General features: G+C 67.9%; 17 protein-coding genes. 7 read left to right on the forward strand and 10 right to left on the reverse strand.

Annotated features, from left to right (window positions below; all coding sequences use genetic code 11):
- Nucleotides 1–48: 48 nt before the first annotated feature.
- Nucleotides 49–252, reverse strand: coding sequence for a DUF397 domain-containing protein (locus ACIG5A_RS23530; RefSeq protein ID WP_397243379.1), 204 nt, complete (start codon nt 250–252; stop codon nt 49–51).
- Nucleotides 249–1,163 carry a helix-turn-helix domain-containing protein gene (locus tag ACIG5A_RS23535; protein ID WP_397243970.1) on the reverse strand — a complete coding sequence of 305 codons (915 nt, stop codon included), beginning with the start codon at nt 1,161–1,163 and terminating at the stop codon, nt 249–251. Before ACIG5A_RS23535 ends, ACIG5A_RS23530 begins: the two co-directional genes overlap by 4 nt.
- 485 nt (nt 1,164–1,648) lie before the next feature.
- Between ACIG5A_RS23535 and ACIG5A_RS23540 the strand changes: the two genes are divergently transcribed.
- Both ACIG5A_RS23540 and ACIG5A_RS23545 read left to right on the forward strand, forming a co-directional pair.
- On the forward strand, nt 1,649–1,774 hold the full coding sequence (locus tag ACIG5A_RS23540; RefSeq protein WP_397243381.1) for a hypothetical protein: 126 nt from the start codon (nt 1,649–1,651) through the stop codon (nt 1,772–1,774).
- Nucleotides 1,759–1,953 carry a hypothetical protein gene (locus tag ACIG5A_RS23545; protein ID WP_397243383.1) on the forward strand — a complete coding sequence of 65 codons (195 nt, stop codon included), beginning with the start codon at nt 1,759–1,761 and terminating at the stop codon, nt 1,951–1,953. The genes ACIG5A_RS23540 and ACIG5A_RS23545 overlap by 16 nt, the downstream gene beginning before the upstream one ends.
- A gap of 7 nt (nt 1,954–1,960) precedes the next feature.
- Here the strand turns inward: ACIG5A_RS23545 and ACIG5A_RS23550 are convergent, their stop codons facing one another.
- Together ACIG5A_RS23550 and ACIG5A_RS23555 are read right to left on the reverse strand one after the other, a co-directional pair.
- Nucleotides 1,961–2,905, reverse strand: coding sequence for a DNA-3-methyladenine glycosylase family protein (locus tag ACIG5A_RS23550; RefSeq protein WP_397243385.1), 945 nt, complete (start codon nt 2,903–2,905; stop codon nt 1,961–1,963).
- A gap of 354 nt (nt 2,906–3,259) precedes the next feature.
- Nucleotides 3,260–6,244 (reverse strand): FAD-binding and (Fe-S)-binding domain-containing protein, encoded by a 2,985-nt coding sequence (locus ACIG5A_RS23555; RefSeq protein WP_397243972.1) that lies wholly within the window; start codon nt 6,242–6,244, stop codon nt 3,260–3,262.
- Between the two features lie 368 nt (nt 6,245–6,612).
- On the opposite strand from ACIG5A_RS23555, the gene ACIG5A_RS23560 reads away from it, so the two are divergent.
- Nucleotides 6,613–8,463, forward strand: a complete 1,851-nt coding sequence (locus ACIG5A_RS23560) for an ABC transporter ATP-binding protein (protein WP_397243974.1) — start codon at nt 6,613–6,615, stop codon at nt 8,461–8,463.
- A 58-nt stretch (nt 8,464–8,521) separates the two neighbouring features.
- Here the strand turns inward: ACIG5A_RS23560 and ACIG5A_RS23565 are convergent, their stop codons facing one another.
- Nucleotides 8,522–9,037: a DUF4265 domain-containing protein gene (locus tag ACIG5A_RS23565; RefSeq protein WP_397243387.1), complete on the reverse strand. Its 516-nt coding sequence runs from the start codon at nt 9,035–9,037 to the stop codon at nt 8,522–8,524.
- 29 nt (nt 9,038–9,066) lie between these two features.
- Nucleotides 9,067–9,798, reverse strand: coding sequence for a TetR/AcrR family transcriptional regulator (locus tag ACIG5A_RS23570; protein ID WP_397243391.1), 732 nt, complete (start codon nt 9,796–9,798; stop codon nt 9,067–9,069).
- A gap of 125 nt (nt 9,799–9,923) precedes the next feature.
- On the opposite strand from ACIG5A_RS23570, the gene ACIG5A_RS23575 reads away from it, so the two are divergent.
- Both ACIG5A_RS23575 and ACIG5A_RS23580 read left to right on the forward strand, forming a co-directional pair.
- Complete coding sequence (locus ACIG5A_RS23575) at nt 9,924–11,438, forward strand: DHA2 family efflux MFS transporter permease subunit (protein WP_397243393.1); 1,515 nt, start codon at nt 9,924–9,926, stop codon at nt 11,436–11,438.
- 174 nt (nt 11,439–11,612) lie between these two features.
- Nucleotides 11,613–12,647, forward strand: a complete 1,035-nt coding sequence (locus ACIG5A_RS23580) for an alpha/beta hydrolase (protein WP_397243395.1) — start codon at nt 11,613–11,615, stop codon at nt 12,645–12,647.
- A 71-nt stretch (nt 12,648–12,718) separates the two neighbouring features.
- On the opposite strand, the gene ACIG5A_RS23585 is transcribed toward ACIG5A_RS23580, so the two are convergent.
- Both ACIG5A_RS23585 and ACIG5A_RS23590 read right to left on the reverse strand, forming a co-directional pair.
- Nucleotides 12,719–13,714 carry an oxidoreductase gene (locus tag ACIG5A_RS23585; protein WP_397243397.1) on the reverse strand — a complete coding sequence of 332 codons (996 nt, stop codon included), beginning with the start codon at nt 13,712–13,714 and terminating at the stop codon, nt 12,719–12,721.
- Nucleotides 13,715–13,754: 40 nt separating this feature from the next.
- A complete protein-coding gene (locus tag ACIG5A_RS23590; protein WP_397243399.1) occupies nt 13,755–14,819 on the reverse strand; it encodes a DNA polymerase IV in 1,065 nt (354 codons plus the stop codon).
- Between the two features lie 101 nt (nt 14,820–14,920).
- Between ACIG5A_RS23590 and ACIG5A_RS23595 the strand changes: the two genes are divergently transcribed.
- Together ACIG5A_RS23595 and ACIG5A_RS23600 are read left to right on the forward strand one after the other, a co-directional pair.
- A complete protein-coding gene (locus ACIG5A_RS23595) occupies nt 14,921–15,556 on the forward strand; it encodes a TetR/AcrR family transcriptional regulator (protein WP_397243401.1) in 636 nt (211 codons plus the stop codon).
- A complete protein-coding gene (locus ACIG5A_RS23600; RefSeq protein ID WP_397243403.1) occupies nt 15,553–16,008 on the forward strand; it encodes a PaaI family thioesterase in 456 nt (151 codons plus the stop codon). Before ACIG5A_RS23595 ends, ACIG5A_RS23600 begins: the two co-directional genes overlap by 4 nt.
- Nucleotides 16,009–16,247: 239 nt before the next feature.
- Here ACIG5A_RS23600 and ACIG5A_RS23605 read toward each other — a convergent pair whose 3' ends face one another.
- The gene (locus ACIG5A_RS23605; RefSeq protein ID WP_397243405.1) at nt 16,248–17,864 is read right to left on the reverse strand and encodes an FAD-dependent monooxygenase; all 1,617 of its coding nucleotides are present in this window, start codon (nt 17,862–17,864) and stop codon (nt 16,248–16,250) included.
- Between the two features lie 244 nt (nt 17,865–18,108).
- Nucleotides 18,109–20,457: an endopeptidase La gene (lon, locus tag ACIG5A_RS23610; protein ID WP_397243976.1), complete on the reverse strand. Its 2,349-nt coding sequence runs from the start codon at nt 20,455–20,457 to the stop codon at nt 18,109–18,111.
- Between the last annotated feature and the right edge of the window lie 115 nt (nt 20,458–20,572).

A 20,572-nucleotide genomic window follows, 5' to 3' on the forward strand; every position in this document is an offset into this window, starting at 1 on the left:
CCGACGTGACGCGCCCGGGACGGACGCCGGTCACTCGACTCCCCACACTCAGCTCAGCTCAAAGGCACCCTCGGTTACCCGCGCGGTGAACCCCTGCCAATCCTGGGCGGTGAACACCAGCGCCGGAATGTTCGGGTTCTTACTGTCACGCACACCGACCCGGCCATCAGCTAGAAACGCCACTTCCACACAGTCTTTGGTACCGCTGCGGGTGCTCTTGAACCAATGTGCCCCCGCCAGATCACTACTCATGTCGCGCACTCCTTCGCTACCTGCCGAAGCAGGTGTCTACTGGGTTGGACATCCAGCGCATGACGCTGGAGGCACACATGTGCCTGGAGATATCGCCGAACATCGGCGGGTCGTTCGAGATAGAGATCTCCGGTGAAGCCCTCCGCGTACACCACCGGTGGCTCTATCGGCTGACCCTTGCCGTCGGTGCCGAACGTCAGCACCGTGAACGGTCCAGTTGTGTCTCCTAGTGGGACGCCGGCCGCGAACGGGAGGATACGCAATGAAACGTTCGGCCGTGTACTCATATCGGCGAGATGGCGCAGCTGTGCCGCCATCACTTTTGCACCACCGACCGCCCGGCGCAACACTGATTCGTCCAACACCACATCCAAGGTGGCAGGCGACACCTTCCTTGTGATCAGGGCTTGGCGCTGCAGCCGCAGCTGTACCCGGCGTTCGATCTCGGTATCCGAATCATCCGGGTATCCAAGGCGATTCAGCGCTCTCGCATAGTCTGCGGTCTGCAACAGGCCGAGCACCAGTTCGGATTGGTAGGCCGTCAGCTGTTGGGCCGAGGCCTCCAGACCCACGTAGACGTCGAAGTTTTCGGGGATGAGGTCGCCGTAGGCGTGCCACCAGCTTTTGACGGCGGCTTGTTGGGCTAGGCCTTTGAGGCCGTCGGTGACGGTGTCGGGGATGCCGTAGATGCGGCAGAGTTCTTGGATATCGATGGTGCGGATGCGGTCGGCTTGACCTTTTTCGAGGCGCTGCAGCGTGCTTGCGCCCCATTCCATCAGGCGCGATGCCTCGGCGATGGTGAGGCCGGCCTGGGTGCGCCAGTCGCGTAGGTAGCGGCCGAGCTGGCGGCGGGGCAGGGTGGAGGAGGCGCTGTCGGAATCGCTACTCCTGGCCGGACTTTCCGAATTCAGTGACGCTCTTGCCGATCTCGCTGACACAGCAGGGCTCCGTTCTGTGCTCGGATGCTCACCCGAACGCGCACGGGGCGACCCACAAGCTCGGTTCCCCGTGACTTCGCTTGGGTGGAAGGCTCTTCAAGGGCACAAGGGTCTTTCGTCCACTATGGAGAATCTTCCTCTCCCGGTTGGTTGTCGTGCTGGGAATTCGCGCCAAATCTTTGGATATCCAGCAAGGGCGGCACCCCGGGTACGCGCGGATGGTGTGCTAGCCGTGTGCCCGGAGCCGAGCAGGCCCGTCGTTCCCTCCCATTCTGCGAAACCTCCGGGCACCCAATACATCTCACCAGGAACGAGGAGTCATGGCTGTACACGTCATAGGGTCGTCGTTGATGACCAGTGATCTTTCTCCGCACCGAGCCCGCAGCGTCGGACAGGAAAGCTGGGTGGTGTCCTATTTGCCCGGTCGCACTTTAACGTGTGCCCAAGCGGTCGCGGCAATGCAGGTTGCCGATGTGGTGCCACCGTTACTCGACGCCATCGATGGGTTCGCCGATGAGGTCGGGCTCTCGCCGCTGGAAGCGGTCGGCATGGCGGTGTGGCAGTCGCCATGGCAGGCCGCGTGATGAACGCGCTGCTGATCTGCGTACGGGATCCGGGCGAACTCACCGCCGAACAAGCCCATGCCGCAATGCAATTACACATCGACTGCACCGTCGACCGCTGCCGGGTGCGCCGCAGGGCACGGACCACCTTGGTCGAGGCCGGACGGTGCGTACTGGACGAACGCGCGCTACCGCAGTAGAAAACCGTCAGTGCCAGGTGTGATCGGTGAGCGGGGTGCGTGGGCCGAACTTCGGCTTGTGCGCCTGGCCGCTGATCTCGAGCAGGCGGACCGCCCGATAACGGTGCGGCCGAAGGGGTTTCAGGTATTCGACCATCGCGTCGTCGTCGATCGGATGTCCGAGCAGCGTCCAGCCGACGATGGCCGCGAGGTGAAAGTCCCCGACGGACAGCGCATCCGCGTCACCGAAGGCGCGCTGGCCGATCTCGGCGGCGGTCCACACGCCGATACCGGGTACGGTGCGCAATCGGCGTGCGGCCTCGGCGGGATCGACACCGGCCGACTGTTCGAGTGAGCTCGCCACCCTCGCCGCACGCACGATGGTCTGTGCGCGCTGCGGTCCGACGTTGGCTCGGTGGAAGGTCCACGACGGAATGCGGCGCCAGCCATCGGCGTCCGGCGGGAGCAGCAGACCGGCGGGCGCGGGGCCGGGTGCGGGTGCACCGAACTGCCGCACCAGTTTTCGCCACGAAGCGCGGGCGGAGACGGTGTGCACCTTTTGTTCGAGCACCGCGGGTACCAGCGCCTCGAAGACCAAGCCGGTGCGCAGCATGCGCAGTCCGGGGAAGCGGCGGTGCGCTTCGGCGATCTTCGGATGGTCGGGGGCGAAGCCGGAGAGGTCTTCGTCCAGGCACAGCATGTGGTCGAGGCGGTCGAGGAATTCGGCGGCGCCGGCACCCCAGGCGCGGGCGTCGACCGCGTTCGGGCCGGCCTGGGTCAACCGGTAGGTGACCGGGCCGGTCGGCATCCGCGAGGCGTGCCAGTGCGCGCCGTCGCGGGTGCTCTGGTGGCACGGGTCGCCGGTGCCTCGGCTCAGCGGTGCGATGGTGGCGGCGAGATCGATCGGCCGGTCGGACGTCACCGTGCGGGACAGACCCGCGTGGCTCGCCGAGTCGATCAAACCGCTGCGCATCGGACCATTCTTGCTCATCGGGGCGGCCTGCTCGACGGGTGTGCCGCGTCCGAAGTCAAGTCGGTTCGCGCACAACGGGTTCGGGAATATCGAGCAGCCCGGTTCAGCGCCGCGGGAGGCACTCGGTACTTTGTAACGCGACTAATTGCGGTGGCGATAGTGGTTCGTTCGGCAAACAGCTGGCAGTCGCCATGATGGAGGTTTCGAATGATTACCAATTTGCTCAACTGGTTACTCAATGCGTGGGGCGGAGTTTCCGCGGGTAGCTCGGGTTATCAGATTCCGCCTGGCACGCTGCCGTTCGGCAGCTGAGGGCGCGTCGCGCCCCGCCGGTGTCGTCGGGGCGCGAAAATCTCACCGGCCCAACAGGAATCGCGCGAGATGTAGGCCCTTCCTGCCCGCCAGCTGAGCGGCCTGCGTGCGGCAGGAGAACCCGTCGGCGAGCACGATCGCATTCTCCGGCGCCTCGCGTAATGCGGGCAGTAGGCCGTTCTCGGCCACCGCGACAGAAATGTCGTATTTGCCCTGCTGCATTCCGAAGTTTCCGGCAAGACCACAGCATCCGGTGATTTCGGTCACATGCACACCGACCTTCTTCAATAACTTGCGGTCGGTATCGAATCCCATAATCGCGTGCTGATGACAATGCGGCTGCACCACCACCGGCTGTCCGGTGCGCAGGGGCGGCTGCCACTGCGGATGCTCGGCCAAGAACTCGGCAAGTGTGCGCACCGCCGCCGCGGTGGCCGCCGCGCGCGGATCGTCTGGCAGCAGCTCCGGGAGATCCGAACGCAACACCGCGGTGCACGACGGCTCCAGCCCGACGACGATGCCGCCCGCGCGCACATGCTCATCCAACTCCGCCAAGGTGGCCCGCAGCTTGGCACGCGCTCCATCGAGCTGACCGGTGCTGATCCAGGTGAGCCCGCAGCACACCCGCCGCGCGGGAATCCGCACCCGATACCCGAGCGATTCGATCAATTCGACTGCGGCCAGCGCGATCTCGGGCTCGAAGGCGTCGGTGAACGTATCGATCCAGAGCATCACCTCGCCTGGCCCGGACTGTCCCGCGGCAGATGCTCCCCCCGTGGACAACGACGTCGACGGGGATGACTCCTGGTGTCCAGCAACAGGATTCGCGCTCCAGTCGGCAGCAGATCCCGTACTGTCCCGACCGGTGACCGTGTCGGCGACCCCACGTTCGGTTATCGCATCCGCAGTATGGCGCCAGGGGCTCGCATGCAGGCCCCCGAGCCCGGCAGGCTGAGCAAGCGGTCGTATTCGAGTCGCCTCCCCGCCCGCATCGCGCCAGATGTGGCGGAAGCTCCGGTCCGCCAAGCGTGGGATCTCGCGGCGGGGGTCGACTCCGGCGGCTCGCAATCCGATTCGGCGCAGCCAGTCGATGCTGGATATGGCGTTGGCCAAGCGCGGCACTCGGGTTGCACCGGCCAGCCAGCGCGGTAGCCAACCCAGGGCGTAGTGATCGATGGGGCGGGGGCGGCGGCGATACCGCTGGTACAGGGCTTCGGATTTGTAGGTGGCCATGTCGACGCCGGCAGGGCAGTCGGAGCGGCATGCCTTGCAGGACAGGCAGAGATCGAGGGATTCGGCGACGGCGGGGGAGGTCCAGGGGATGGCGCCGCGGACGACTTCTTGCAGGACCCTGGCTCTGCCTCGAGTGCTGTCCTTTTCGTCGGACGTGGCCAGGTAGGACGGGCACATGAAGCCGCCGGCCGAGCTGGTATCGGCGCGGCATTTGCCGACGCCGACGCATCGGTGCACCGCGGTCGACAGATCGCCGCCGTCGTGCGGGAGGGCGAATCCTCCTGCCAGCGGTAGCGGTTTCAATCCGGCGACGCGCAGATCGGCGTCGACCGGACGTGGGTCGACGAGTATCCCCGGGTTCAGGATGTTGTCCGGATCGAAAAGCGCCTTGTATCCGGCGAATACGTCGAGCGCCTCGCGGGAGTACATGAGGGAGAGCAGCTCCGAGCGCGCGCGTCCGTCGCCGTGCTCGCCGGAGAGCGAACCGCCATGGCTGACGACGAGCTCGGCGGCGTCGAACAGGAACGATCGAAAACGTTGCGGCGCATCGGCGATCGGCAGGTCGAGGCGCACGTGGATGCAGCCGTCGCCGATGTGGCCGTAGAGCAGGCCGTTCACGCCGTGCTTGCTGGTCAGCTCCGCGAAATCGCGCAAGTACGCCCCGAGGTGTTGCGGCGGTACCGCGGCGTCTTCCCAGCCGGGCCAGGCCGGATGACCGTCCGGCGTGCGACCCGCCAGCCCAGCGCCATCGGCCCGTATATGCCAGAGCGCCGCGGCGGCAACGGGATCGGTGACGATGCGGGACTCCAACGCACCGGCCGTACGGCACAGCTGTTCGGCTGCCGCGATCGCTTCGGCCCGGCTCGCACCCGCGGTTTCCACGAACAGCCAGCCGGTGCCGCGCGGCAGTTCCGGGACGGCACCCCGATGCGCGCGCACGACATCGACCAGCCCGGCATCAATACCCTCCACGGCGATCGGCCCGCACGCCATGACCGCCGCGACATCATCGGCGGCAGTGGCGATATCGGGATAGCCGAGCACGGTGAGCACCGTCGCGCCCGGTAGGGAGACCAGATCGACCGTCGCGTCGAGCAGCAGCCCGCAGGTGCCCTCGCTCCCGACGAAGGATTTCGCGACCGACGAACCACGTTCCGGCAGTAGATGTTCCAGCCCGTAGCCGGAGGCCTGTCGATCGAAGCGGCCCAGATCGGTGCGCAGCACAGCGAGGTTGGCCATGGTGAACTCGGCGAGGCCGGGCAGCACCGCGTGATCGTGTGCGAGCATCCGCTCTGTGCCGGTTCCGTCGATAACGCGCAGCTCCTGGACGGTATCCGCGGTGCGCCCCCAGGCCACCGCGCGCGGCCCGCAGGCGTTGTTGCCGATCATCCCGCCCAGCGTGCACCGGTTCTGTGTCGACGGGTCGGGCCCGAATCGCACACCGTGCGGCCGCGCGACCCGCTGCAATTCCGACAGCACCACCCCGGGTTGCACCCGCGCCACCCGTCGCTGCGGATCGAGCTCGAGCACCCGATTCATATGCCTGCTGAAATCGAGCACGATCCCGGTCCCGATCGCATTCCCCGCCACCGAGGTCCCGCCACCCCGCGCCGTCACCGACAACCCGTTACCCCTGGCGAATTCGAGCGTGACCGCCACATCCTCATCGGCACGGGGAAACACCACGAGCGCAGGCCGAACCCGATAGTTCGACGCGTCCGAGGAGTACTCCGCCCGCCGCCGCACCGACGCGTCGACCTCACCCGAAATCCGCCCACGCAACGCCCGCGCCATCCGCTCCTCGGTCACCCCGCCAGCCTATGCCGCAGGACCGATACGCCCATTGAGCGCGACAGCCACATGACCGACGCCGGGATGATGCGAGCGCGCTCAGCAAACCCGAGCTGACGAGCGCCGTCAGATGGCCGCTGGTTTCGGTGTATCGCGCGGCCATTCGACTGCGCTCGGTGTTCGACGCCCAGGCGGTGCCCGGCCGGTTGGTGGGCTGACCAGGCAACTGTTCGCTCTGGGCGGAATGGTGGCGGCTCCGGAATCGACTTGCACTCAACCTTTGTTGAGGTCTTAGTGTCGGTGGCCAGGAGTTTGATGGGCGGGGACTTGAAGGAGCAGCAGTGAGTATCGAATCGGTGGCGTACAGCCAGATGTACCGGCGGGCGAACGCGCCAGATGAGCAGCGTCCGTTCAGCATGGCCACCGCCAAGCGCATCGTCGCGTTCGCGGCGCCGCATCGACGGCGGATCGGGGCGTTCCTGCTGTTCAGTGTGGTGGCGGCACTGCTCGCGGTGGCGACGCCCGTGCTGGCGGGGCGGGTGGTCAACGACATCGTCGGCGGGGCGGCGCCGCGCGTGGTCGTCACGCTCGCGCTGGTCATCGGGCTGCTCGCGATCTTCGACGCTGGGCTCGGGCTGGCGATCCGGTGGCTGTCGTCACGGATCGGCGAGGGGCTGATCCTCGATCTGCGCACCGCCGTTTTCGATCACGTGCAGAAGATGCCCGTCGCGTTCTTCACCCGTACCCGCACCGGCGCGCTGGTCAGCCGGTTGAACAACGATGTGATCGGCGCACAGCGCGCGTTCAGCGACACGCTGTCCGGTGTGGTCGCCAACCTGGTGACACTCGCGCTCACCCTCGGCGTGATGGTCAGCATCTCCTGGCAGATCACGCTGCTCGCGCTGGTGCTGCTGCCGGTGTTCGTGATCCCGGCCCGGCGGATGGGCAATCGGCTGGCGGGCATGCAGCGCGAGGCGTCCAAGCTCAATGCCGCGATGAGCACCCAGATGACCGAGCGGTTCTCCGCGCCGGGCGCCACGCTGGTGAAGCTGTTCGGCCGTCCGGAGCAGGAATCCGACGAGTTCGCGCTGCGCGCACGGCGGGTGCGCGATATCGGGGTGCGCACCGCGATGCTGCAGACGGTGTTCGTCACCTCGCTGACGCTGGTGTCGGCGCTGGCGATCGCGCTGGTCTACGGCCTCGGCGGTTGGTACGCGCTGCGCGGGCAGCTGGACGCCGGCGCGGTCGTCGCGCTGTCGCTGCTGCTGACCAGGCTCTACACCCCGCTGACCGCGCTGGCCAGCGCCAGGATGGAGGTCATGGCCGCGCTGGTGAGCTTCGAGCGGGTCTTCGAGGTGCTCGATCTGAAACCGCTGATCGAGCAGGCGCCCGACGCGGTCGCGGTGCCGGACGGGCCGGTGGCGGTCGAGCTGGACGATGTCACCTTCGGCTACCCGTCCGCCGACAAGGTTTCGCTCGCCTCGCTGGAGGATGTGGCGACGCTGGACACCCGCGGCGGTGTCGATGTGCTGCACCAGGTTTCGCTGCGGGCCGAGCCGGGACAGCTGGTGGCGCTCGTCGGCTCCTCGGGCGCCGGCAAATCGACCATCGCCCAGCTGGTTTCGCGGCTCTACGACGTGGACGGCGGCGCGGTCCGGTTGAACGGCACCGATGTGCGCGACCTGACCACCACGTCACTGCGCGACACCGTCGGCCTGGTCACCCAGGACGGGCACCTGTTCCACGACACGATTCGCGGAAACCTGCTGCTGGCCCGGCCGGAGGCGAACGAGCCAGAACTCTGGAATGCGTTGGAGCGTGCCAGATTAGGCGATCTGGTCGCCTCGCTGCCGGACGGTCTCGACACGGTGGTCGGCGAACGCGGCTACCGCCTGTCCGGCGGTGAACGCCAGCGCCTGACCATCGCCCGCCTGCTGCTCAAGCAGCCGCGCGTGGTGATACTGGACGAGGCAACGGCTTCGCTGGACTCGACCTCGGAAGCCGCTGTGCAGGAAGCGCTTTCAGAGGCACTGGTCGGCCGGACCGCGCTGGTGATCGCGCACCGCCTGTCCACCATCCGCGCGGCCGACCAGATCCTCGTGCTCGAGCAGGGCCGCGTCGTCGAACGCGGCACGCACACCCAACTCCTGGCCGCCGACGGCCGCTACGCCGAGCTGTACCGCACCCAGTTCGCCGACGAACCGGTCACCGTCGCCGCCTGAGTCATCGGCGATCCCTCGGCCCGGCAACCGCGCCGAGGGATCGCCGTGTGTGAACTACTTATCCCGCCGCACGCCACGCATCCGTCACACAGCCTTCCTCGTAGTGCCACCGCCCGGCCTCCGCGCCCTGAATCACCAGTTGCTTCACGGCCCGAATGTCCACACCGGCAGGCACATGCAGGGCGACCAGGTTGAACCGGGCGAGGCCCTCTCCTTCGACTCCCAGCGGGGTGAACGCATCCAGCACCGCCTGCCTCGCTTCGCTGCTGCCATCGCCGCCCACCGGGATGATGCGAATCGTGCAATTGTCGGAGTACTCGACAGCCTCCCTGACCCACAGCACGCCCTCGCCGTCGGCCTCGACCCGGACCACATCCCCGGACGCGTATCCGCGCACAAAGAACGGGATGTTGTTCAACTCCGCACGGTCGCCCTCGCGGCGCATCGCCCACATGCTCTCCGTGCCGACAGGAGGCCATTCGCTGTCGGCACGGGGCAATTCGAAGACCACCTTCACCCAATCGATCTCGCCGACCACCGACTTCTCCTGACCTGCCGTCATGGTGGACAGCATGCCAGGAGGCCCCGACAATCGGCCGCGGCTCACGCGTCCCGGTGCGCCTCGAGCCCGTCCAGGATCCGATCGAGTCCGTAGCCGAACTTCCGGTCGCGGACCACCTTCGGATCGGCCGACAGATCGTCCTCCCCGCCCGAACCTTGCAGGCGCGGAAAGTCTTTCGCGGCCGCTTCGGCGGCGGGGCGCAGGCTGTCGACCATTTCCTGTTCGGTCTGGCCGCTGCGCGCGAGCAGGGCGAGCCAGGCGGCCTCGGTAATGCCACAGCCGACAACATAGCTGGTGACGGCGCCGACGGCGTCGCCCATTTCCACCGCCGCGAAGCCGCCGACCTCGAACAGCGCGGCCGAATCATCGGTCATCCGCATGACATTCGGCCCGAGGTAGGACAGCCCGACGTGGCCGAGCGTCGAGGCCATCCACGGGTGGCCGAGGATCATGGCGCGCAGGCTGCCCGCGAATTCCACTGTCGCCGCGCGCCATTGCTTGGGGTCGTCGATCTTCGGCACCCGGATCTCGCCGTACACCTCGTCGACCACCAGCTCGATCAGCTCGTCCCGGTTGGCCACGTGCCGGTAGAGCGAGGTGGCGCCCGCGTTGAGCCGCGCGCCGAGGGTGCGCATGCTCAACGCCTCCATTCCCTCCGCGTCCAGCAGCTGCACGGCCGTGGCGACGATCTGTTCCCTGGTCAGCGCGGGCTGCTCGCGACCGCGGCGCGGCCGTGTCCACACCGATCCGACCTGTGCTTTCTCACTTGGCATAGCGACTCCTTCCGTTGCCACCAGCATAGCGCACGCCGTTCGCACTTGCGAACGCTTCGAATTCATGAGTACAGTGTTCCCAACAAGCAAACGCTGTACGCAAGACTGCGAGAAAAGAGCTTCCGATGGACACGAACGCGATCCGCGACCCGCGGCGCTGGTGGATTCTCATCGTGCTGTGCCTGAGCACATTGGTCCTGGTCATCGACAACTTCGTGCTCGCGGTGGCGGTGCCGCCGCTGGCCGAGGATCTCGGCGCGAGCGCACAGGACATCCAGTGGATCCTGGATTCCTACATCCTGGTCTTCGCCGGCCTGCTGCTCACCTCGGGCAGCCTGGCCGACCGGTTCGGCAGGCGCCGGGTGATGATCATCGGCCTGGCCCTGTTCGGCTTGGCCTCACTGGGCGCGACGCTCGCCGCCAACCCCGGCGAGATGATCGCGGCCCGCGCGGTCATGGGCGTCGGCGGTGCGCTGGTGCTGCCGAGCACGCTGTCGATCCTGATCACGGTGTTCGACGAGACGGAGCGCCGCAAGGCGATGAGCGCCTGGAGCGCCGCGTCGGTGCTCGGACTCGTCGGCGGCCCGGTGCTGGGCGGTGTGCTGATCGCGCACTTCTGGTGGGGCGCGGCGTTTTTGATCAATATTCCGGTGGCGGTGGTCGCCATTATCGCGGCGCTGGTGCTGATGCCGGAGTCCAAGGGCCCGTGGACCAAGCCCGATGTGCCGGGTGCGCTGCTCTCGGCGGTCGGCATGACCGCGCTGGTGTGGACCATCATCGAATTCCCCAAGGGCGGCTTCGATCACGCGAGCACGCTGATCACCCTGGCGATCGCGGTGCTCAGCATCGTCGGATTCGTGATCTGGGAGAAGCGCGTCGAGCACCCGATGGTGCCGCTGAACCTGTTCCGCAACCGTGATTTCGCCGGTGGCAGCCTGTCGCTGACCCTGGTGCAGGTCGCCAATGGTGGTCTGCTGCTTGTCCTTACCCAGTACCTGCAGTTCGTGCTCGGCTACTCGCCGACCAAGGCGGGCCTGTCGTTCATCCCGATGATGATCGCCTCCATTCTGTTCAACGCGCTGGGCGCCGCACTCGGCACCAAGATCGGCAACCGCACCCTCGCCGTCACCGGCATGCTGATCTCCACCGCGGGCTTGGTGCTGCTGGCGAACCTCTCCGCCGACAGCGGCTTCGGGATGCTGGCACTCGCGCTGGTCATCCTCGGTGCAGGTGCGGGTATGGCCCAGCCCGCGGCGGTGTCGGCACTGATGGGCGCGGTTCCGCACGAGCAGGCGGGTGTCGGTTCCGCGCTCAACGACACCATCCAGCAGGCGGGCGCGGCGCTCGGCATCGCCGTACTCGGCAGCATCCTGTCCAGCACCTTCACCGGCGCCATGCCGGATTCGGCCCCCGAGGCCGCGCGGAATTCGATCGGCGACGCGCTGGCTGTTGCCGCGAGCACCGGCGACAGCGCGCTGATCGGCACCGCCCGCGAGGCGTTCAGCACCGCGATGTCGGCCAGCTTCCTCGCGGGTGCGGCGGGCATCTTCGCCGCGGCGGTCCTCGCCCTGTTCGTCATGCGCAATCGCAAGACCGAGGCGCCGGTGACCGAGGCCGACGAGTTGGTGAACGCGCAGTAGCGCAACGAGATACATTGAGCCCGGTTCGATCGGACATCCGATCGAACCGGGCTTTTGCTGTGCGCCAGTACTTTCCGGTAGTAACGAGAGCGGGCTTGGCGCCGATCAGCAGAGCGGGCCACAGCTGGGCCTGTTTGTGCCGCGATCTCGAAGGGGTGGGTGTTGAACCGTCGAATGGGTAGGCGTGTGCTGCCTGCGTTATTGGCCGCGCTGACAATCGGCGTCGGCGGGTATCCCGCGATGGCGGAGCCCGCCGCCGACCCGGGGGTGGTGACGAGCGTGCCGCCCTCGGCGGACGGCTCCACGCTCGAGCGCGTCGAGGTGAAGGATGCGCGCAGCCTGCGACTACAGGTGCGCTCCGCCGCGATGAACAAGCTGATCGCGGTGGATGTGCTGCGACCGAGCGACACCTCGGTGCCGCGCCCGACGCTGTACCTGCTGCACGGCGGCGGCGGTGGCGTGGACAATGCGACCTGGCGGCAGAACACCGACGCGCTGTCGTTTCTCGGCGACAAGAACATCAACGTGGTGCAGCCGCTCGGCGGCGCATGGAGCTTCTACACCGACTGGATCGCGCCGGACCCGGTGCTCGGCGTCAACAAGTGGCAGACCTTCCTCAACGAGGAGCTACCGCCGCTGATCGACGCCGCGCTCGGCACCAACAAGGTCAATGCCATCGCGGGCCTGTCGATGGCGGGCGCCTCGGTGCTCAACCTCGCGATCGCCAAGCCCGAGCTGTACCGCAGCGCCGCCGTATACAGCGGCATCTACCAGACCAGCGACCCGATCGGCCAGCGCCTGGTCAAGGCCGTCGTCGAGACCTACGGCGACGGCGACGTCACCAACATGTGGGGCCCGGTGGGCGGCCCGCTCTGGTCGGCCAACGACCCGATGCTGAACGCGGAAAAGCTGCGCGGCATCAACCTTTTCGCCTCCACCGGCACCGGCATCCCCGGCGTCTACGACCTGCCGGGCGGCAAGTTCCGGATGGAGGCGCCGGAGGACACCCCGAAGACGGTCGCGCTCGGCGGGGTGATCGAGGCGGGCGTCGGCGTGATGACGCTCAACCTGAACAACCGGCTGAACCAGCTCGGCATCCCGGCGACCTTCGTCTACCGCCCGACCGGCACCCACTCCTGGGGCTACTGGCAGGACGACCTGCACTCGTCGTGGCCGGTGCTCGCCAAGGGATTGTTCTCGGCGCCATAGATTTTCGCGCAACAAGCGGCCCGGCCCGCCACCCGTCCCTGGGTGGCGGGCCGGAATCGTCTACTGCCCGATCAGAATTCCCCGGCGACGCCGAGCACGGTGCGGCCGGTGTGCGTACCGGACTGGATGGCGTGCAGCACGGTGGTGGCCTCGGTGACCGGCGCGTAGCGCTCCAGCGTCGAAAGATGCTGTGGGCGCAGCTCTTTGCCGAGCGCGGCCCAGACCTCGCGGCGCTTCTCGATCGGCACGTAGGCCGAGTCGATACCGATCAGGGCGACACCGCGCAGGATGAACGGCATCACGGTGGTCGGCAGGTCGGAGCCGCCGGTGAGACCGCTGGCCGCGACCGCACCGCCGTAACCGATGGCGCTGAGAATGTAGGCGAGCGAGCGGCCGCCGACGCTATCGATCGCGCCCGCCCACTGTGCCTTGGCCAGCGGGCGGAGTTTGGCGGCGGGATCCTCCGGCAGCCTGCCGATCACCTCGTTGGCCCCGATTTCGGACAGCAGCTCGTTCGCGTCGGTCTTACCGGTGGAGGCGATCACCTCGAAGTCGAGGCCGGAGAGGATATCGATGGCGACGGTGCCGACGCCGCCGGTGGCGCCGGTGACCAGGATGGCGCCCGCCTCATGGGTGAGGCCGCGGTCGAGCAGCGCCTGCACGCTCAGCGCCGCGGTGAAACCGGCGGTGCCGATCGCGGCGGCGTCGCGGGTGCTCAGACCCTCCAGCTTGACCACCCAGTCGGCCGGCACCCTGGCGTATTCGGCGTAGCCGCCGTTGTGCGAGACGCCGATGTCGTAGCCGTGCGCCACCACCAGGTCGCCGGGGGCGAACTCGTCGTCGTCGGACGAGACGACCTCACCGGTGATGTCGATACCGGGCACGATCGGGTACTTGCGGACGACTCCGCCGCCCGCCGTGATCGCCAGCCCATCCTTGTAGTTCGCGCTCGAATAGTGCACCTTGATCGTGACGTCGCCAGGTCCGAGAAAATCCTCGTCGACCTGCTGCCGCGTCAGCACGATCCCGCTGTCCGATTCGTGTGCCACCATCGCCCAGAACTCCATGCAGACGAGCATACGAGCGACGGCAGCCGGTCGCGCGCATCTACTCCGGGACGAGTTCGAGGCGCACGCCGAGCAGCCGGACCGGCCGATCCAGCTCGAACCGGCCGACGATGCGTACTGCGGTGTCGACGATCTCGTCGATATCGGTGGTCGGCCGCGGCAACTTCTCCTGTTTGCTGCGGGTGTAGAAGGTGTTGCTGCGCACGGTGACCGAGACGCGCACGCTGATCCGGCCCGCCGCGGCCATCTCCTCGGCGACCTCCTTGGCCAGCCGCGCCACCTGCTCGTCGATCTCGGCACGGTCGGTGAGGTCGTGCGGGAAGGTCTCGGACTTACTGCGGCCCACCGGTATTCGCGGCTCGGTGGTGACCTCGGTATCGCCCTTGCCGTGGCCGAGCACCCAGAGGTAGGGGCCGGTGTTCGGCCCGAATTCGGCGGCGAGGCGGTGGCGATCGGCGGCCATCAGATCCGCGACGGTCTCGATACCGAGCTCGGCGAGGCGAGCGGCGATCCGAGCGCCGATGCCCCACAACGCATTCGTCGGCCGATGCGCCATCACCTCGACCCAATTGTCGGCGGTGAGCCGGAACATCCCTTCGGCCGCACCGAGTCCCGGCTCCGTCGAGGATTTTCCGGACGACTTGGCGAAACCGGTGGCCAGTTTCGCCGTGAGCTTGTTGTCGCCGATGCCGATCGCGCAGGTCAGATCCAATGCGGCAACGGCGGACCTGATCTCGCGGGCCAGCGCCTCCGGGTCGTCGGTGTCGGCGGCGAGAAACGCCTCGTCCCAGCCCCATACCTCGACGCGGCCGGGGAAGGTGCGCAACAGCGACATCACCTCGTCGGACGCCTCCTCGTAGGCGACCATATCCAGCGGCAGGAAGACGCCCTCCGGGCACTTGCGCAGCGCCGAACGCAGGGCCATGCCCGCGCGAACCCCGAACGCGCGGGCCGGATAGGACGCGCAGGTGACCACCTTGCGTGGCTCGTTCGGATCGCCGTTGCCGCCGACGATCACCGGCCGCCCGCGCAGCTCCGGATGGCGGCGGAACTCCACCGCCGCCTGGAACTGGTCGAGATCGACGTGCAACAGCCACCTGGGCATACGTCCGTTCTTACCGCACCGCGGTGACTTCCAGCGGATATCCGGATGGATCGGCACTTCCGGGCATTGTGCGGTGCGGAAAACAGAACTAAATTCTGGATATGAAGATTCGAGATCGGTTGCTGCTCGCGGCCGAGCGGCAGTTCGCGGAGCGGGGCGCGCTGGAGGCGACGCTGACTCAGATCCGCGACGCGGCGGGCGCCAGCGTCGGGGCCCTCTACCACCACTTTCCGGACAAGGCGGAGCTGTATCGCGAGGTATGGGCGCATGCGCTCGCCGACTATCAGCGGCATTTCTGGAGCGCACTCGGCGACAGCGCCGACGCGGGGGCGGGGATCGCCGCGGTGGTGCGCGTCCATCTGCGCTGGGTCACCGAAAACCAGTACCGCGCAATGGTGCTCACCTCCGCGCGGCCGCCCGGCGTACGCACGAGCGAGAGCAACCGCGAGTTCATGACCAACGTGACGCGCTGGTACCGCACGCACGCCGGATACGGCACGGTCCGCGATCTCGACCTCGACCTCGTCTACGCCCTCTGGCTCGGCCCGGCCCAGGAGTACACACGTCAATGGCTCGGCGGCGACATGCGCAGCGCGCCAACGACAGTCGCGGACGAACTGGCCGCCGCCGCATGGTCGGCACTCGGCACGGATAGCCACAAGAGGCCCGCGAAGCCGCCCGGCCAACCGGATCCCGCGCCACGGAAGCCGGCGCGACGCACGAAAGGCACCCGATGACAACGCCCACCCTCGATATCGATCTCGCCAGGCAGGTGCTGGCCGCTCAGCCGTTCGCGCAGCTGGTCGGCACCGAGATCACCGCATTCGGTGACGGCGCCGCGACCCTGGTGATCCCGATCCGCCCCGAACTCGGCCAGCAGTTCGGTTTCGTACACGGCGGCGTTCTCGCCTACGCCGCCGACAACGCACTCACCTACGCGGCGGGCACCGTCCTCGGCGCGAACGTCCTCACCGGCGGATTCAGCATCACCTACCTACGCCCGGCCGCCGGAACCCACCTGCGCATCGAGGCCGTGGTCACCGCATCCACCCGCCGACAAGCCGTGGTGAACTGCGAAATCTACGCCGAGAGCACCGATTCCACACCAGTGCTGTGCGCCGTCGCCCAGGGCACCGCACGCACCGTCGACCGCAACCTACCTAACGGCAATCAACCGCCCACCGACTGAGCCACGATCACGACGCACCTTTCATAGCGCCGCGCATCGATTTCGCCCGCAATTCGTGCGCGGCGGTGTAGTCCGTGCGCGACGCGGCAGTCCTCGCGCGGGTCGTCGATTCGTGCGCGGCATGGCAGTACCAAGGCGGGGCGGCAGCGATGTGCGGTTGATCTGGCGTGCCGTTGTTTCACGTGAAGCCAGGGTTTTGGGCAAGGGGCGCAGGGGATCTCGGGTGTCGGCCATACAGGTCAGGCGGTTGCGGCGTGCATCGAAGCCGGTGCGGCGGCGGAGGGCCGGCCGGTGAGCGACCGGAGGACCTGAGTGAACGCCGGCGGGTGCATGCCTTCGTCGGAGCGGGCGGCGATGTGCATGTCCGGGCGCACCAGGAGCGCTCCGCCCTCGGGGAGTCCGGTGGACGCGGTCCAGTCCGCAGCGGGGAGTGCATGCACTGCGATGTCGATTCCGGTGTCGCGCTGTGCTTTTGCCGCGGCATCGCGCCAGGCGGCGGAGGTTCCGGCGACGAGCAGGGCGTAGCCGGGGCCGCAGAGGTCGAGGGTCGAGATGGTACGGGAAGTGTCGATCCACAAGTGCGGCAACCTGGTTCCCACCTGGCCCGTGAGCCGGTCGACGTGCTGGCTGGTGCACGGCTCGCCGAGGACGGCCGCGGAACGGTACCGGAATCTGGTCATGACCGTGCCGAGTTCGAGGCGCAGCGCCAGATCGGCGGCGTTGTCCGGGGTTTCGATGCCGTAGCGGGCGAGGAAGTCGGTGCCGATCCTGGCCTGCTCGGCGGCGATCACCGCGCGCGGGTGGCGTTCGGCCTGGTAGGTGTCGAGCAGCGCCTCACCCGCCGTGCCGGACAGTACGGCCGCGAGTTTCCAGGCGAGGTTGTGCGCGTCGGCGACGCCGGTGTTGCCGCCGTAGCCGCCCCATGGCGCGTGGCGGTGCGCGGCGTCACCGACCAGGAAGACCCGGCCGTGGCGGTAGCGGTCGGCCACGAAAGTTCCGGTGTCCCAAGCACTTGCGGCCACTATCTGGACCTCGATATCGGGCACGCCGATGAGTGCGCGCACCAGATCGGCGCATCGCTCTGCGGGATAGTCCGCGAATGTCTCGGTGCGCGGGTCGTATTCGAGGTGGAACGACCATTCGTCGGTGTTGTTCTTGGACAGCACGAGCCCGCGCACCCGATCGTTGCGAATCTCGCACTGGCTGAAGGTGCGCCCGCTGAGTACCGCGGCGAGATCGACGCGGGCGAAGACGTTGATGTAGTGGTGGGTCGGCGGCAGCTGCCAGCCGGTGATGCCGAGCGCGCGCCGGATCGGGCTGCCCGCACCGTCGGCGGCGATCAGGTAATCGGCACGCACGGCCGAGAGTCCACCCGCCTCGTCCCGCACCGTCGCGGTGATACCCGTGTCGTCCTCGTCGAAGTCGATGAGCTCGACACCGAAGCACAGCTCGCCACCGCGCCGGCGCGCCGTATCGGCCAGCACCGGTTCGAGCAGATCCTGGGGCAGGAAGCAGAACTGTGCCGGGCTCGGGTCGGCGACGCCGAGCGAGGCGACAAATCCGGAAAGGTCCAATGCTTCGGCGTCGAGCAGCGATGTCCCCCGGCTCGCGCCACCGAACCGGCCCGCCGCGAGCGCGGTGGCCGCGGCCTGCTGGATCCTGGTCTCGATCCCGAGCTGGCGGAACAACTCGCCGGTCCTGGTGTGCAGGCCACGGGAACGCGGCAGCACCGACGTGGTCGCCCTGCGCTCGACCAGGAGGTAGGGCACGTCGTGATATTCGAGGAACAGGGCGGCCGACAACCCGACCAGGCCGCCGCCGGCGATCAGTACCGGAACCCGCTGCGTAGAAGTCATGCCCTCATGGTCGGAACAGGTGCTTGCACCACCCTTGCATCGCGGTGGCGCCACCTTCGCATTCCGAGTCGCGCGAGATGACACACGCGCACAACGGTTTCGCTGCTCGCCCGCCGAAACGCCGACGAGCCGCACACCGTCCGGAAAGACGGCGTACGGCTCGTTCCCGCGAACTGATCAGGGCGTACCTCCGCCCTCGCTCCGGCCATGCGCGGACCGAGGACGGGCTCCGCCCGGCAGCGTCTTACTTGGCGAAGGCCGGACCATCCAGCGCCGGTTCGGCGACCGGCTCGATGGCGTAGGCCAGGATGTCGGCCACGTCCGCGACGGGACGCACATCCAGCGCGGCGAGCACCTCGGCCGGGACCTCGTCCAGATCCGGCTCGTTGCGCGCCGGGATGAACACCGTCTTCAGGCCGCTGCGCTGCGCGGCCATCAGCTTCTGCTTCACCCCGCCGATCGGCAGCACCCGGCCGTTCAGCGTGACCTCACCGGTCATGCCGACGTCCGCGCGCACCTGCCTGCCCAGCGCCAGCGACACCAGGGCGGTGACCATGGTGACGCCCGCCGAAGGACCGTCCTTCGGCACCGCACCCGCCGGGAAGTGGATGTGGATGTTGCGGTCGAGCACCGACGGCTCGATGCCGATCTCCGCCAGGTGCGAACGCACGTAGGTGAGGGCGATCTGCGCCGACTCCTTCATGACGTCGCCGAGCTGGCCGGTCAGGGTCAACGAGCGCTCACCCTCGGCGGCATTGGCCTCGATGTAGAGCACGTCGCCACCGAGCCCGGTCACCGCCAAACCGGTCGCCACGCCGGGAACCGCGGTGCGCTCCACCGAATCCGGGGTGAACCGCGGACGGCCGAGGTAGTCTTTCAGATCACCGAGATCGATGGTCAGCGAATCGCTTTCGCCCTCCGGGCGCACGTCGTAACCCAGGGTCACGTCGTAACCCAGTCCGGCGCTGACGATTTCCTCGAAACCGTCCTCGGACAGCCGAGTCGCGGCCTTGCGCAACGCCTTCGCGATCAGGCGCTCCATCTGCCGCACACCGGCTTCCCTGGTGTAGTTCGCCGCGATCTCGCGCAGCGCCGCCTCGGTGATCGAAACCTCGTCCGCCGTCAGCGCATTGCGCTCCAGCTGCCTCGGCACCAGGAAGTCACGCGCGATGGCGACCTTGTCGTCCTCGGTGTAGCCGTCGACCGTGATGAGCTCCATCCGGTCCAGCAGGGGGCCGGGGATGGTCTCCATGACGTTGGCCGTCGCGATGAACAGCACGTCGGACAGGTCGAGATCCAGGTCGAGGTAGTGGTCGCGGAACGTGTGGTTCTGCGCCGGATCGAGCACCTCGAGCAGCGCCGCCGCGGGATCGCCGCGGAAGTCGGAGCCGACCTTGTCGATCTCGTCCAGCAGGACAACGGGATTCATCGATCCCGATTCCTTGATCGCACGGACGATCCGGCCGGGCAGCGCGCCGACGTAGGTGCGGCGGTGGCCACGGATCTCGGCCTCGTCGCGGACGCCGCCGAGTGCGACGCGGACGAACTTGCGCCCCATGGCCCGTGCCACGGACTCACCCAGCGAGGTCTTGCCGACACCGGGCGGACCGACCAGCGCGAGCACCGCGCCGGAGCCGCGTCCGCCGACGACGTCCAGACCGCGCGAGGCACGCCGCGAACGCACGGCCAGGTACTCGACCATCCGGTCCTTCACCTCGTCGAGGCCGTGGTGATCGGCGTCGAGTACGGCGCGGGCGGCCGAAACATCGGTGCTGTCCGTCGTTTTCACCGTCCACGGCAGCTCGAGCACGGTATCGAGCCAGGTGCGGATCCAGCCGGATTCCGGGCTCTGATCGCTGGCCCGCTCCAGCCTGCCCACCTCGCGCAGCGCCTCGGCGCGCACGTTGTCCGGCAGGTCGGCCGCCTCGACGCGGGTACGGTAGTCCTCCGCGCCGTCCGGCTCGTCCTCGCCGAGCTCCTTGCGAATCGCGTTGAGCTGCTGGCGCAGCAGGAATTCGCGCTGGCTCTTCTCCAGACCTTCGCGGACGTCGTCGCTGATCTTCTCGGTGACCTCGGCCTCGGCGATATGCGCCTTGGTCCAGTCGATCAGCGTGCGCAAACGCTGTGCGGTGTCCGGGGTTTCGAGCAGTTCACGCTTCTGCTCCGCGGTCAGGTAGGACGCGTAGCCCGCGGTGTCGGCGATGGCCGACGGATCGTCGAGCTGGTTGACCGCGTCGACAATCTGCCAGGCCTCGCGGCGCTGCAGCACCGAGACGACCAGCTTCTTGTATTCGGTGGCAAGCTCTTTCGTCCTGCCGTCGGCGGGCGGGGTGTCGACCGGTTCGGCCTCGACCCACAGCGCGGCGCCGGGACCGGTCACGCCGTGACCGATCTTCGCGCGGCGCTCGGCCTTGAGGACCGCGGCAGGCGCGCCGCCGCGCATCCGGCCGACCTGTTCGATGGTGGCGACCACGCCGTAGGTGGCGTAACCCTCGTCGAGCCGTGGCGCGATGAGCACCTGGCTCTCCTTGGCGGCACGCGCGGCGTCGATCGCGGCCTGCGCGGCTTCGTCGAGTTCGATGGGCACGACCATGCCCGGCAGCACGATCGGATCGGTCAGGAACAGCACCGGCAGGTTCTGTGGTGTAGTCACGGCTTCGACCCTTTCCAAATCACTGGGCTCAAAAGTTGAGCGATGCCTTGTCAAC

The organism is Nocardia sp. NPDC052566, assembly GCF_044547285.1.
Lineage (GTDB): Bacteria > Actinomycetota > Actinomycetes > Mycobacteriales > Mycobacteriaceae > Nocardia.